The organism is Peribacillus sp. R9-11, assembly GCF_031345095.1.
Taxonomy (GTDB): Bacteria; Bacillota; Bacilli; order Bacillales; family DSM-1321; genus Peribacillus; species Peribacillus butanolivorans.
Map to the genome: position 1 here is coordinate 2,785,086 of NZ_CP133763.1, position 15,098 is coordinate 2,800,183.

The 15,098-nt window shown below is 36.0% G+C and carries 13 protein-coding genes and 1 pseudogene; 10 read left to right on the plus strand and 4 right to left on the minus strand.

The genetic code is table 11. The features are described 5' to 3' along the window. Window positions 1-376: 376 nt before the first annotated feature. Together RE409_RS13655 and RE409_RS13660 are read left to right on the plus strand one after the other, a co-directional pair. Window positions 377-1,315 carry an MBL fold metallo-hydrolase gene (locus tag RE409_RS13655; RefSeq protein WP_309559194.1) on the plus strand — a complete coding sequence of 313 codons (939 nt, stop codon included), beginning with the start codon at window positions 377-379 and terminating at the stop codon, window positions 1,313-1,315. A gap of 294 nt (window positions 1,316-1,609) precedes the next feature. Next, complete coding sequence (locus tag RE409_RS13660; protein WP_309559195.1) at window positions 1,610-1,915, plus strand: hypothetical protein; 306 nt, start codon at window positions 1,610-1,612, stop codon at window positions 1,913-1,915. On the opposite strand, the gene RE409_RS13665 is transcribed toward RE409_RS13660, so the two are convergent. Continuing rightward, window positions 1,877-3,484 (minus strand): FMN-binding glutamate synthase family protein, encoded by a 1,608-nt coding sequence (locus RE409_RS13665; protein WP_201180519.1) that lies wholly within the window; start codon window positions 3,482-3,484, stop codon window positions 1,877-1,879. The genes RE409_RS13660 and RE409_RS13665 overlap by 39 nt on opposite strands. Window positions 3,485-3,625: 141 nt before the next feature. Next, complete coding sequence (locus RE409_RS13670) at window positions 3,626-4,720, minus strand: CdaR family transcriptional regulator (RefSeq protein ID WP_309559196.1); 1,095 nt, start codon at window positions 4,718-4,720, stop codon at window positions 3,626-3,628. A 313-nt stretch (window positions 4,721-5,033) separates the two neighbouring features. Between RE409_RS13670 and RE409_RS13675 the strand changes: the two genes are divergently transcribed. The 4 genes from RE409_RS13675 to RE409_RS13690 all read left to right on the plus strand — a co-directional run bounded on the left by RE409_RS13675 (window position 5,034) and on the right by RE409_RS13690 (window position 9,048). Beyond that, the gene (locus RE409_RS13675) at window positions 5,034-6,173 is read left to right on the plus strand and encodes a glycerate kinase (RefSeq protein ID WP_309559197.1); all 1,140 of its coding nucleotides are present in this window, start codon (window positions 5,034-5,036) and stop codon (window positions 6,171-6,173) included. An 18-nt stretch (window positions 6,174-6,191) separates the two neighbouring features. Then, window positions 6,192-7,544, plus strand: a complete 1,353-nt coding sequence (locus RE409_RS13680) for a GntP family permease (protein WP_309559198.1) — start codon at window positions 6,192-6,194, stop codon at window positions 7,542-7,544. A 177-nt stretch (window positions 7,545-7,721) separates the two neighbouring features. Next, window positions 7,722-8,069, plus strand: coding sequence for a PadR family transcriptional regulator (locus tag RE409_RS13685; protein ID WP_201180513.1), 348 nt, complete (start codon window positions 7,722-7,724; stop codon window positions 8,067-8,069). Next, entirely contained in the window at window positions 8,056-9,048 is a 993-nt protein-coding gene (locus RE409_RS13690; protein ID WP_309559199.1) for an HAAS signaling domain-containing protein, read from the plus strand. Before RE409_RS13685 ends, RE409_RS13690 begins: the two co-directional genes overlap by 14 nt. Before the next feature lie 170 nt (window positions 9,049-9,218). Here the strand turns inward: RE409_RS13690 and RE409_RS13695 are convergent, their stop codons facing one another. Further along, window positions 9,219-9,452 carry a DL-endopeptidase inhibitor IseA family protein gene (locus RE409_RS13695; RefSeq protein ID WP_201183262.1) on the minus strand — a complete coding sequence of 78 codons (234 nt, stop codon included), beginning with the start codon at window positions 9,450-9,452 and terminating at the stop codon, window positions 9,219-9,221. Between the two features lie 47 nt (window positions 9,453-9,499). Then, window positions 9,500-10,338: pseudogene (locus RE409_RS13700) on the minus strand (IS3 family transposase); the annotation flags it as partial. 213 nt (window positions 10,339-10,551) lie between these two features. Here RE409_RS13700 and RE409_RS13705 point away from each other — a divergent pair. The 4 genes from RE409_RS13705 (at window position 10,552) to RE409_RS13720 (ending at window position 15,063) form a co-directional block, all read left to right on the plus strand. Then, complete coding sequence (locus tag RE409_RS13705; protein ID WP_201224547.1) at window positions 10,552-11,259, plus strand: response regulator transcription factor; 708 nt, start codon at window positions 10,552-10,554, stop codon at window positions 11,257-11,259. Further along, window positions 11,259-12,245 (plus strand): sensor histidine kinase, encoded by a 987-nt coding sequence (locus RE409_RS13710; protein ID WP_201224546.1) that lies wholly within the window; start codon window positions 11,259-11,261, stop codon window positions 12,243-12,245. The genes RE409_RS13705 and RE409_RS13710 overlap by 1 nt, the downstream gene beginning before the upstream one ends. Before the next feature lie 144 nt (window positions 12,246-12,389). After that, complete coding sequence (locus RE409_RS13715) at window positions 12,390-13,160, plus strand: ABC transporter ATP-binding protein (protein ID WP_201225178.1); 771 nt, start codon at window positions 12,390-12,392, stop codon at window positions 13,158-13,160. Then, on the plus strand, window positions 13,135-15,063 hold the full coding sequence (locus RE409_RS13720; RefSeq protein WP_309559200.1) for an FtsX-like permease family protein: 1,929 nt from the start codon (window positions 13,135-13,137) through the stop codon (window positions 15,061-15,063). Before RE409_RS13715 ends, RE409_RS13720 begins: the two co-directional genes overlap by 26 nt. Window positions 15,064-15,098 lie beyond the last annotated feature (35 nt).

Sequence of the window (15,098 nt, forward strand, 5' to 3'; positions counted from 1 at the left end):
ATGGAATAAGCAAGCAAAATGACCTCTCTTATAGAATAATTTCTACACGAATTGAATTTGATGTAAGATTATCGTGTTGCTTTATACAGCAACTCAACTATTTAAAGAAAATAATAATTTGATTTTTATACCATTATCGATAAATCCAAGGATATTGTTTAGAGGAACATCAGAGAACTCGTCGAATTAATAAATTATATAACTTTATTTAATAGTTGCTTCTATTAACTATTTGTTTGTAGAATATGATAACCAAACAGTCCCCATAAAAGGAATCCCATAACTACATGGCGTAAAATGTTTTTTCGTTATTAAAGAAGGAGGGAATCCAAGAAGAAAAGTGAATTCAATAGTTATATTGGAAGGAGAATTAGACTTGCTGAATGAATTAGAAGTTACTCAAGTTACCATTCCATTGCCTTTTAGGTTGGACCACGTTCATTGTTTTCTAGCAGAAGGTGAAAAAGGGTGGACAATTATTGATACAGGATTGAACAACAAAGTAACAAGGGATATATGGAATCCCATAATTGAAAAACACGATGTTAATGATATCGTACTTACTCATTATCATCCAGATCATTTCGGCTATGCTGGGACTTTACAAGCATTAACAGGTGCAGATGTTTGGATGACACAAGTGGATGAATTGGCGGGGACGACATATTGGGAACCTGGTTCACTACAATTCCTTAAGGGCAATTATGATGCATGCGGTATTATAGATGATAAAGCATCTGCCATGTCCAGTGATGAAATTAGCTTTATCACACAGGTAAAACCCTATCCTACTGTGAATAATCACCTTGAAGAAGGGATGAAAATATGTTTTGGCAAGTACGAATATGAAGTGATTTTGACACCTGGACATTCAGATGGGCTAATTACCCTATATAATAAGGAAAATAGTGTCCTTTTCTCAACAGATCATATTTTACCTAGGATTTCACCAAATATCTCGTATTGGTTTCGAGGCATCACCAATCCATTAGAAGCGTTTTTTACTTCATTGAAAAAAATACAAAAGCTGGACGTTGAATATGTCATCCCTTCACATGGAACACCTTTTAAAAATGCCAATAAAAGAATTGTGGAATTATTGGATCACCATCAAGATCGATTAAATGAAGTTTATGAAAACATGAAAGAGCCGATAACAGTAAATGCCGCGTGCAATGTCCTTTTTAAAAATTTATCAATCCACGAATCACGGTTTGCGGTGGGTGAAACATTGGCACACCTTGAATACCTTTATTCCAACGACCAATGCAGTAAATTCAAACGTGAAGGCATATGGTATTATCAATCCATTTAATTTTTCTTCCTAGTTTTGATTTAAAAATTTAATTTGGTTTATACAAGCTCATACACATGAGCTTTCAGACTGTAGACAAACTCGATGAAAATCGAGTTTGTCTACAGTGTTTTCGAGGGGTTGTAAAAATTCGAACGTTGATTGGAACGTAGGGCACTCGCTTTCCGCGGGCGGTCAGGGAGCCTCCTCGGCGCCTTTGCGCCTGTGGGGTCTCCCTTGGACATGCTTTTCCCGCAGGAGTCTCGCACCTTCCGTTCCAATCAACTTTGTTTTAACAATTAGAAATAAACACTTTTGCCTACAGTCTTTTTTGTTTTAATAAATATAGGAGTATTAAAACTTGATGTGATGACAATGCTCTCGAAACATAATTCTATTCAGCGAGATCAACTTGAAATGATTACTTTGGATCAACTGGTGCCAGCGAACCATTTGGTTCGTAAAATTGAGGGGGCCATTGACTTCACTTTCATTTCTTTTCGTATCGAAAGAAATAGAAGAGGAGACTTCGACAAAAAAACGCCTATCAACAAAATAGGCGGTGGTTTAGTACTTTTACAACTATTTACTTACTCTTATTTGTCCCTTAACTTCATTTAGAATATTTTCAAGGGACGTGACGATTCCTTTGTCGTCCTTATAGCTAATATGCATTGGCTGGAAACGAACGGGAGAATCCAAACCAGCGGCTGCTGATATTCGGAATAGTCCTTTTCTTAGGGTAACGAGAAAATTTACGACCCGGTATTTCTTTTCATCAATGACTAGTGCCTGTTGCAATTCTGGATCAGTCGTTGCAACCCCGACAGGACAAGCATTGGATTGACATTTCATAGTCTGTATACATCCGATTGAAATCATGAAACCACGGGCTATATTGACAAGATCAGCTCCCATAGCTAAAGCGATGGCAATTCGGTCAGGAGTGAACAGCTTACCAGAGGCAATGATTTTCACCTGATCTCGGACGCCATATTTTTCAAGAGTTGAAACTAGGATTGGTAAAGCTGATTTGATAGGCAACCCTACGCTATCAATCAATTCTTGATAAGAAGCACCTGTGCCTCCTTCTCCGCCATCCAATGTTATGAAATCTGGACCTTTTCCAGTATCTTTCATATATTTGGCAAGTTTTTCAACACTATCATTTCCACCGATAACCATCTTAATACCAACCGGTATGCCTGTATGGTTTCGGATTTTGTCAACGAAGTCACACATTGATTCTACATCATGAAATTGATGAAATCGATTCGGACTATCGATTGATTTGTAAGCCTCAACCTTTCGAATCTCTGCAATTTCAGGATTTACTTTTTCAGCATCGATATGACCTCCGCGAGTTTTTGCCCCTTGGGCTAATTTAACCTCAAAGGCTTTGATTTCTGGAATTTCACTTTTTCTTTTTAACTCATCCCAATCCATTTCGCCGATACTATCTCGAACTCCAAACATGGCTGGTCCGATTTGCATAATAATATCGACCCCTCCTATTAAATGATAAGGGGAAAGGCCACCTTCTCCTGTATTCATCCATGTGCCTTTTGCTAAAGCTAATCCTTCAGACAGAGCAGTGATAGCATTCTTCCCCAATGATCCATAACTCATAGCAGACATCCCGATAAGTCCTTTTAATTTAAAGGGATTTTTTGTGTTCGGACCAATAATCACAGCATCCTCATCATCCAATAAATAGGCATTGGATTCTTCATCTCCCCATGTTTCTTCTCGTTGTGAGAAAAGCGGATCCTTCATAAGGACGTATCTTTTAGTCATCACTTTTGTTTCTCGGTCGTATTTTTCTTCTTCAGCCAATTTTGGGAACATACTATTCCTTACAAAGAATCCTTCTTCATCGAAATCTCGTTTTGAACCAAAACCAATGACATCCCGTAAATATTTTGAGCTTTTTACCATGTGTTCATAGTCATCTCGAGAAAAAGGTTTTCCCTCATTATCACTGTTGAACCAGTATTGACGCATTTCAGGACCTATCTTTTCTAAAAAGTAACGAACCCTTCCCAGCACTGGATAATTCCTTAGAATCGCATGATGTTTCTGCCTACGATCAAAGAAAATCATATAGATTAATAAAAGAACTATTACAATGAAAATTAAGAAAATAATAGAAAATCCAAGAATAATTAAAATATTTGCGATGCTATTCATCCTAGCCCTCCTGTATGCAAAGAATCATGTATTGTTAATCTACTCGGTACTTCGATTATTTATACAAAAATTTACTTCAGACTCTTAAACATGAAAGGAACATAATTAGATTGAAGGTACAACTTTATCACTCAATAAAAATCAAACTTTCCGCTGCATTTGTTTGACCCAAATGGCTAATTGTAAGGTTATTGCATCATTTAGCTCCTGAGGGTTATAACCGGTGATTTCCTTTATTTTTTTGATTCTGTAAATAAGAGAATTACGGTGAATGTACATACTTTTTGCACATTCGCCGATATTTAAGTTACTAAGGAAAAATTGTTGGAGTGTTTCAATCAGTTTTTCAGATAAGCTCCCCAATATTCTTTCTTGAAATTGTTGTTTCGTTCGATCATTTATTCGGTCCAAAAGGGCTTTGGTTTCCACTTCTGTATATGTAGTTAAAGACTGATTGTCGTCGCCGAGTAGCAGGGCTGATTCGGCTTCGTGGAATGAGTGACATATATATAATTCAGATTCCGCCAATGAACCCATCCCAACCCGCAAAGAAAATCTTTTTGCGATTAATTGATGGATAGCTGTATTCATTTTTTGCTTCATTAAATTTTCAGTAAGGGTAGAAGTTAGTATGAAAACTCGATTAACGTTTAAGAATCCAATAAGGGTGTGTTGTGTATCGAAAACATTTTCTAATAGTTGGATCACCTCATTCTTTTTTAACGGATTCAATTTTATTTCCAAAATACCTACTTGAAAAGGAGGTTCTAATTTCATTCCAATCAGGTTGAGTCGCTGATCTATTGAATTTTGATTAATCGTTTCCTTAAGTAAGTCTTCAAAAACGAGTTCCTTCAAATGCTGTTTCCACTCGAGTTGTTCTGCCATAAATGATTGATTAAGCATCATTTCTGTAATCATTTTCACTAATTCTCCAAACTCCTTGAGTTTTGCGGGGTCTCCTGTTATCCCTATAACACCAATAATTACTTTCTGGAACTCTATGGGTAAATTAATACCAGGAAGTACACCCAGCCAATGATGGCGATCCTGTTCATGAATAATTAAAGGTTTACCGGTTTTAAGTACCTCTATTGCTCCAAAATGCGCTTGGTTAATACGATCAGGATTCCCTGAAGCAATAATGATTCCTTTCTCATCCATAATATTGATATTTCGATTGAGTCTAATAGTTGTTTGTTTAACAATTTCCCTTGCGATTTCTTGAGTTAGCATATAAATCATCCTTAAATAGTTTTTTAGGTAGTTATACTGCTGAGATAGAGTAAGTGTAGCTATTTTTATTAACTAACCTTTTAATTTTTATATAAGTGTTTTAAGGTAATACTCAAACCCGCTCTAATACTAGTAGTTTTATAAATTTAGATATTAATGAAAAAAACAAACATAGGATAATTATTTCTATGTAGTATAGCCAAAAAAACTAAATATGTCATACTAATTTTTTGTATAGCTTGAACGATGATTAAAATATTTCTGAAGATTATAATAAACCTAATATTAAATTTATTCGTAGGGGGGCCTGACCATGAAAATTGTTATTGCACCAGATTCCTTTAAAGGAAGCTTGACAGCACTAGAGGCTTCGCAAGCAATAGACCGGGGAGTCAAAAAGGTATTGCCAGCAGCAGAGACACTACTAGTTCCCGTAGCGGATGGCGGCGAGGGTACAATGGATAGTCTTGTTGCTGCAACAAATGGTCGGAAAGTCGAAGTTACAGTAAAAGGACCATTACTTGATAGTGTGCAGGCTGCATATGGAATCTTGGGAGATCAGGAAACATGTGTGATTGAAATGGCAAGTGCATCAGGTTTATGTTTAGTCGAGTCAGATAAACTGAACCCATTGATAGCCACTACATATGGAACTGGCGAGCTCATTCAAAAAGCATTGAACGATGGATGTCGAAAATTTATTTTAGGAATTGGTGGAAGCGCTACCAATGATGGCGGAGTGGGAATGCTCCAGGCTTTAGGAATGAAAACATTAGATTTAGAAGGGAAATCGGTTGGATTCGGAGGGGCGGAATTATCACGAATTGTGGAAATAAATACACAAGATTTTGATTCAAGAATAGCAGAATGTGAGTTTATAATCGCATCAGATGTTCAAAATCCATTGGTCGGACCTGATGGGGCCTCTTCTGTATTTGGTCCACAAAAAGGGGCAACACCAGTCATGGTGGATCTTCTTGATAAAGCATTATCAATTTGGGCTAATTTGGTAGAAACCAAGACAGGTATTCGCTTGCATAATAAAGCAGGGGCTGGTGCTGCAGGCGGAATTGGCGGTGCATTCCAAGCCTTTTTCTCTGCCGAAACGAAAAGAGGCGTCGATATCGTTATTGAATATACCAAACTTGGAGAAAAACTCCGTGGAGCTCATTGTGTCTTTACTGGTGAAGGACAAATCGATTACCAAACAGCATCAGGTAAAACACCAATGGGAGTGGCAGAAGAAGCGAAAAAGCAAGGCATTCCGGTATTTGTCTTAGCTGGTTCCATTGGAACAGGTATTGACGTTTTATATAATCATGGAATTACTAGCATTCATAGTCTTGTAAACGCTCCCATGCCGTTACAAGAAGCTATGGAAAGAGGGGCTGAACTTTTAGAGGTTTCAGCTGAGCAAGTAATGCGTACTTTTTTAGCTTCTTTTAAAAAATAAAAAATAGGGGGTTATCATATGTTATTTATTGTTTTAGCCATCGGAGTTTTTTTGATTGTATTTGCAACAACCAAATTTAAGCTACATCCGTTCTTATCGCTTCTATTAGGAACCTTGTTTGTTGGGTTTGCTTCAGGAATGCCTCTAGAACAAATTGTAGAGAATATAAACGGGGGATTTGGTGGTTTGATGACAAGCATTGGGCTTGTCATCGTTTTTGGAACAATTATTGGAACTATTTTGGAAAAGGCAGGAGCAGCTTTACGAATGGCAGAGGTTGCACTGCGTATTGTCGGTCCAAAAAGACCGCAGCTAGCGATGAGTATGATTGGCTTTATTGTATCCATACCTGTTTTTTGTGATTCTGGATTCGTAATTCTATCCAGCTTAAGAAAAGCCTTGGCAAAACGAGCAAAAGTAGCTGTTGCTTCAATGTCAGTTGCGCTTGCAACTGGTTTGTATGCAACACATACGCTTGTGCCGCCTACTCCTGGTCCAATTGCAGCAGCAGGAAATATAGGAGCAGATGGATATTTAGGAACTGTCATTTTAATAGGGCTTATTACCGCTATTCCTGCGGCACTTGCTGGATATTTATGGTCAATAAAAGTGGCCAGCAAAATAGAGGTAGAAGATGATCGAAATGATTTGGACTACGATTATGATGAGATTGTTCGTTCATTTGGGAAAATGCCATCTGCTTTTCAATCCTTTTTACCGATTGTCTTACCAATCGTCCTAATTGGAGTTAGTTCGGTATTAAATCTGATTGGAACAGAAGGAAGTATCGCTTCATTTTTCATTTTCTTAGGCCAGCCCGTGATTGCATTGCTTGTAGGTGTTATCTCAGCACTCACCTTGCTACCAAAATATGATGAAGAAACGTTAACAAATTGGATTGCGACAGCCTTATTAGATGCAGCCCCAATTTTATTAATTACAGGAGCAGGCGGGGCTTTTGGAACAGTCATTAAAAATACAGGTATCGCTGACATCATTCAAGGTTGGGATCTTGGAAGCATCTTTAGTGGAGCTTTGTTCCTGTTAGTTCCATTCCTTATTGCAGCTGGTTTGAAAACAGCTCAGGGGTCATCCACAGCATCATTAGTCATTACATCATCACTGATTGCACCAATGCTACCAACACTAGGTATTGAGGGTGCTGTCCCACTTGCACTGGTTGTTATGGCTGTTGGAGCAGGTGCGATGACTGTTAGCCATGTAAATGATAGCTTCTTCTGGGTAGTCACCCAATTTAGTGGAATGAAAGTAACGGATGCCTACAAAGCACAAACGATGGCAACATTGCTCCAGGGCGTAGTTACGATAATTACCACGATGATTTTATGGGTCATTCTTGTAAGATTTTAATAACGAAATGCAGAGAGGCGGAAACCGCTTCTCTTTTTTGTGATTCTAAAATTTCCATACACTAAATCCTTTTTCAGAAAATATTTACATTTTTTGTTGGTGTAGGAACTATAATAGTGTATGATACATAGTATAAAGTATAGTGTACGTCACATAGTATAGAGAAGAGGTGAGTGGGTGAGCACTTTATTGAATTCATTAACAACAGAGCTTCGCAGAGGAACTTTGACGTTAGCAGTTCTAAGTCAGCTCAAAAAACCCCAATATGGTTATTCGCTTGTCCAACGATTAGAGAAGTCGGGAATTACCATTGATCAAAGTACATTATATCCATTGCTTCGACGCCTGGAAAAACAGGAATTGGTGACTAGTAGCTGGGATACTACAGAGAGCAGACCGCGTAAGTATTATATTTTAAGCGATTATGGAAACGAAATTTTCATTCAACTAAAGAAGGAATGGGAAAAAACATCTCAGGAGCTTTATATTTTATTAAAAGGAGAGGAAGACGATGGAACTGATTGAACTTTATATTCAGGAAGTTACCCGCAGACTACCAGAGAAAAACCGAGAGGATATTGCGCTTGAGCTTCAGTCTACAATCGAAGATATGCTTCCAGACGATTATACCGAGCAAGACGTGAAAGAGGTCCTTTTAAAATTAGGAGATCCGGTTACACTGGCAAGTGGTTATCGAGATCGGCCGATGCACTTGATTGGACCACGTTATTATGATGTATATATCAGTCTATTAAAAATGATTTTACCAATCACAGCCGTAATTTCCTTGATTGCACTTATAGGAGAAAATGTGTTTGGAGATATTGGTGAAAAAACGATTATAGAAGTAGTTATCATGTTAATAGGAAAAGGGATAGCAGGGATCATCAGTACAGGTATCCAAGTGTTTTTTTGGTTAACGCTTTTATTTGCCATTTTAGAACGCACAGATACTTCAAAGGATCAGATGCCTTTAACAAAAAGTTTGAAACGATGGACTCCAGAGGATTTAAAACATATTCCGAACATTTCTAAGAAAAAAGTAATTCCTAAGATTGAGATTTTCGGAAGTTTGTTAGCTATCTCAATATTCGCTGTCGTTTATTTCAACGCAGCCAACCTCTTAGGTGTCTATGAAGGAAGAAATAACGGCCTCATTTTTGTGACACCCTCTTTTAATCAAGATGTCTTGAATTCCTATTGGCCGCTGATTTTTTGCATCATTATCTTGGGTGTCATCTTGGCTATTTACAAGTTACTCGTAGGACAATGGACGCTAAAACTTGCCTTGATCAATGCCATTTATCAGCTACTATCCACTATAACATTTATCATCATCATCAGTAATCCGAATTTATTCACCCACGAATTCATTACGTATATCTCGAATCTATTTTCTATCAATGAATGGAAAAGCTCGATTTACTGGGGAGTCATACTAATCGATGTATTTTTTACAGTCTTGGAATCCTATAAAGGCTTTCGAAAAGCAAAAATCCGTTAATACACAGCATACTTGCTGTGCTTTATTAGAAGTGAGGTTCCGCGCCATACACAAATATGAGCCTATATAAAGAATTATCCATTCAAATGGTAGTTCTCATAAAAAATACACCTCTTATCCAATATAGTTTTAACTATTTGGATAAGAGGTGTTTCATTTTTGCTATTTTCTTATTGAACTGCATCGAACTGATTTACTTTCCAAGTAGATCCTGACTTGTAAAAGGTAACAATTCGGTTTACGGTGTCACCATCAACAGTAGGAACAATTAATTTATAAGATCTAACGTTTAGTTTTTGAGAGACCAATTTAATTTTTGCTTTCCGCCATTCTAACATGCTGTCGCCGTCCCCTATAGGACGAGCTAATTTTCCTTTATACGTAATATATTTATACTTTGTCAGCCCTTTTTCTACTGCACTATTAGTAAATGTTTCAGTTAAATCTCCAAGGGCTTTTGTGAAGTGTGTGCGTTATTGAAAGCTTTTATGACCAGTTCTGTCGTCATTGAACGAGAAAATGAATACCCTACTATTTTCTTAGAATGAAGGTCCAATACCGAAGCTAAATAACACCATCCGTCTTTTAACGTGTGGATATACGTAATATCTGCTACCCATTTCTCATTAATGGTCTGAGTAGTGAAGTCTCGTTTTAACAAATTATCCAATTAAATAACCTTTTCTTTAGATGGATAGGGACGGTATTTTTTCTTAGTAATAGGACGAATTCTCGCCTTGCTTATTAAGCGTTGAACACGCTTTAGACTTAGGGAAAACCTTTTGGATAATAAGCTTTCATGAATATTTGGAGCCCCATATCGTTCCATTGCTTTCCTGGTAAATGAGATGAATTTCCTTCGTGAGTTCTTGGTTTTCCTGTTTGCGATTTGATAAGACTATTTGAAGGGGGACTGATAATGGCTGCTTCTTGGGATTTCTAGTATTTCACACATTTTTTGTATGGGATATTGTTTCTTGTGTTCCTCAATAAATTCGGTAAGAACTGTCTCGGTTACTTTTTCGCGAATATGGCCATAGCCTTTTTTAAGATTTCAACTTCTTGCTTTAACCGAAGGTTTTCCTTCTGTATGGCGGCTAATTCCTTTGGAGTCATAGACTCTTCCCCTAAACTGATAGGGGTAAATTCTTTAACCCATTTATAAATGGTAACTTCTGATACGCCATATTCGCCGCTTAATTCTTTGACCGAATTACCCGAGTGATAAAGATCTACAATAGTCTTCTTGAATTCATTATTATATTTTTCACCTGTATTCTTACGTTCCAAGACGGACACATCCTCTCAAAAATCATTGTAAGGACTTAACTAAAATGTGTCCATGAAACTATACTAACTCCACGATATACGCTTTATTTGATATTAATTGCATTTAAGGGTGTATGTAAGATATCATCTCTTTTATATAAATTAACTTAAAAATTAAATATAAAAAGCCAAACGAACATTAAAAATCACACTTAAATTAGAGGTGAGTACAATATGAATACAATCATGATTGTAGAAGATGATATAAAAATCGCTGAATTACTGCGAATTCATATTAAAAAATACGGATATCAAAGTGTTATTATAGAGGATTTTGAAAATATCTTAGATACATTTCAAAAGATTAAACCAGATTTAGTGCTATTAGATATAAATCTGCCTAATTTTGACGGTTTTTATTGGTGCCGCCAAATACGAGCTATTTCTACTTGTCCAATTATATTTCTATCTGCAAGGAGTGGAGAGATGGATCAAGTGATGGCCTTAGAAAATGGTGGTGATGACTATATTACAAAACCATTTTACTATGAAGTGGTAATGTCTAAAATTCGTAGTCAATTAAGAAGGGCGTATGGTGAATATGCACCTAAAGTAACGGAACGTGTAGTTGAAAAATCTGGATTAACCCTTTTTCCTGAAAGGATGGAACTTCGATTGGAAGAAAAAGTTGTTACACTTACAAAAAAAGAAACATTATTACTAGAAATGTTATTAATAAAGTCCCCTATCCTTGTAAAACGTGAAGCAATTTTAGAAGAGCTTTGGGACGTTCATACATATGTAGATGAAAATACGTTAAGTGTCAATATCGGTCGAGTTCGAAAAAAATTACAATATTTAGGAGTTGGTGATGTACTAGAAACTGTTCGTGGTGCCGGATATCGCTTGAATACTACTTGGACAAAGGGTGATAACCAGTAATGAAATTATTTTTAAGAGAACATATCCCACTTATTTGTATTTCAATGATTCAATCATTCATCATCCTTTTAATATATTGGCTGGATGGTTTTTCTCATGTATCGATTGTATTATATACATTGTTTCTCGGTGTTTGCTTATTAATTGTATACCTTGTATATCGATATTGTAGTCATCGATCATTTTATACAAGTTTATCAAATCCAATGGATACACTAAGTGAATCAATAAGGGAGAGGGATTTCACTCCTTTATCAACAGCGTTAGATACATTACTACAAGTCCAATATCGTCATTATCAAAAACAATTAAAAAAATGGGAACGAAAACACCAGGAACAACTTACCTTTATGAACCAATGGGTTCATCAAATGAAAACGCCTCTTTCTGTCATTGAATTAATTACACAGGCAACTGAAGGTTCCGAATTTGATAGTATAATGGAAGAAACGGAGCGAATCAAAAAAGGATTAGAAACTGTGCTATATCTTGCTCGACTAGAGACATTTGAACAAGATTTCATTGTAGAGAGGGTATCATTGCTGAAAATGATTGATTCTGTCATTCATGAAAATAAACGTTATTTTATACGTAGTGATGTCTACCCAGAAGTAAAAGTAGATCCAGATCTTACAGTAGAAACAGATAAGAAATGGTTTCGATTTATTCTTAACCAACTTCTTTCAAATGCGATTAAATATTCAACAGGAAGCAAAGAAAAAATTACAATTTCAGCCTTTATCAACAAACGTACAGTTATTTTAGAAGTGAAAGATCGAGGTGTGGGAATCATAGCTTCTGATTTACCGCGCGTGTTCCGACCATTTTATACAGGAGAAAACGGTCGGAAATTTAAAGAATCGACAGGAATGGGATTATATCTTTCACAAGAAGTATGTACTAAATTACATCATGAAATTAAATTGGAATCTAAAATAGGAGAGGGAACAACAGTTCAACTTGTATTCCCTTATGCATATCATTAGCCGATGAATGAAATATCATTTATCGGTATTTTTTTTGAATCTTACAAAGTTGTTAGATAAATGTTAGGAAGTTCGATATGAGAGAAAAGAAAAATTGGTTACACTTTATAATATAAACAACCAGAAATGAAAGGTGAGAATGCTATGGGAATACTAAATGTTTACGATGTAAGTAAAATATATAAGGGGGATGTTTCCTATACAGCCCTGTCTAATATTGATTTAAAGATAAATAAAGGCGAGTTTGTAGGAATTATGGGGCCATCTGGGAGTGGTAAAACAACACTACTAAATATGATTTCAACTATTGATACCCCTACTTCAGGGGAAGTTATCATTGATGGAGAAAGTCCACATCAGTTGCCAATAAATCAATTAGCTTTATTTAGAAGACGGGAATTAGGATTTGTGTTTCAATCGTTTAACTTATTAAACACATTAACAGTAAAAGAAAATATTATTCTACCGCTTACGTTAGATGGGGTACCCCCTCAAGAAATGAATCAACGTGTGGCATCTATTGCTGGAAAATTAGGGATTACAGATATCTTAAATAAGCGTACGTATGAAATTTCTGGCGGACAAGCACAGCGAACGGCTATTGCACGTGCAATTATTCATAATCCGAAATTATTACTAGCAGATGAACCCACAGGAAACTTGGATTCACAATCTGCAAGTGATGTGATGGAACAATTTTCAAAACTCAATAAAGAGTTGGGTACAACAATGATGCTTGTGACACATGATGCGATGGCTGCAAGTTATTGCGATCGTATTGTATTTATTAAAGATGGAAAGCTGTACAATGAAATTTATTGTGGAGATAGTCGTAAAGTGTTTTATCAAAAAATTCTAGATGTTTTATCGTTATTAGGGGGACGTGGGAATGACTTTTCGGCAGTTCGCGTTTAATAATATTATTCGAAACAAGCGCACATATGTTGCTCACTTCTTGAGTAGCGCATTTTCTGTGATGGTTTTTTTTATATACGCACTACTAGTATTCCATCCTGACCTGCAGGGTGAACTGACTACTATAAGTGCAACAATAAATATACTAGGAAAGATAGGGATGCAGACATCTCAATATTTAATATTTATCTTCTCGTTTTTCTTCCTCTTATACTCTGTAAGTGCATTCTTAAAAGTGAGAAAAAAAGAATTTGGACTTCTAATGATTCAAGGTATGTCACCTAGACAATTGCATCAACTGTTATTCATTGAAAATATGCTAATTGGAATGGCTGCTATTATATGTGGGATTACGGTCGGTCTTATTTTGGCTAAACTTGTTTTAATAATATGCGCTAACATTTTTGCGATCCATAAAGGATTAGCGTTTTATATACCAATAAAAGCAATCTTAATGACTGTCGGAGCTTTTTTACTGTTGTTTCTATCCATTGCTTTATTAACTTCTAGAATAGTGAAAGTAGGACAACTAATTGAACTTTTACTGTCTGAAGAAAAACCAAAACCAGAACCTAAAGCATCTATTGTACTTTCTTTGCTGGCAATTATATTAATCGTTGTAGGGTATGCAGTAGAGTTTTATTTTACCTTGCATCAGAATTTGCTCGTTTTGATTCCAATAGGCGTAGTGTTGGTTGTAATAGGAACATATTTCTTATTTACTCAATTGAGTGTGTATATGTTGTATATATTGAAACGTAAGGAATCCATCTTCTTAAAAAAACTCAACCTACTTACAATTTCAGAATTAATATATCGTATGAAAGATAATGCCATTATGTTTTTTATGGTAGCGATTATTTCAGCTGTTTCGTTCACAGGGATTGGAACTTTTATGTCTCTGGGAAATCCAGGATTAGCTGAAATGACCAACCCATTTGCTTTTACTTATCAATCCTCTCCTGAAAACAAGCAAGAAGAAACACATGTTTCAGAAATTAAAAAACAGTTGTCAGAGGCTCGTTTTTCCTATCATGAAGGTACTGCCACTCCAAAAGAGACCGAAAACGATCTTATTATTTTTAGTTTGGCAGATTTTAACAGCATCGCCAATGCACTTGGGCATCCAAAAGAAACAATCAGAAATGACGATGAAGCTATTATAGTGCCAACAACAGTTTCACAGCAAACAAAATTTAGAAATAAAGAAGACGTCATTAAAACAATTGATTTATTGCAAGGAAATATGGATATTCAGTTTCATATTAAGAAAACGGTATCCTATATAGGATGGAATGAAAAAGATACTGGAAAAACGATGGTTGTAGTTTCTGACAGCATGTATGAAAAAATTCCAAACATGAGCCTGAATGCAATGGGGTTACCAAAGTACCATGTATTTGCTGTGAAAGATTGGGAGAAATCCAAAGAAGTTGCCAGTCAATTACAGCACTCTATCCCACTGGATGAAGAAGGAAAATATTATCTTAACTCTCTAGTATTGCAATGGTTGTCTGACAAACAAGAAAACGGAATGTTACTCATTATCAGCGCATTAGTTGGAATTGTGTTTTTTACCTTTGCTGCAAGTTTTCTATACTCACGTCTATATACAGACCTAGAAAGGGACCAACAACAATACAAGACGATTGCGAAAGTTGGTTTAACTCAAAACGAGTTAAAAAAGATCATAACACGTCAGCTCTGTATCATGTTCTTTTTACCAATTACAATAGCTGTAGTTCATAGTATTGTTGCCTTTAATGCACTACAAAATCTAGTTTCGTTTTCTATTGTAACTGATTCTTTTGTTATACTTGTATCCTTTATGTTCTTACAAATTGTATACTTTTTTGTGATTCGTTGGCGTTACCTTCGATATTTGTATAAAAAAACCATGTGAATTGTTGTCCAATATATTTAATTGAGGAGAATGTA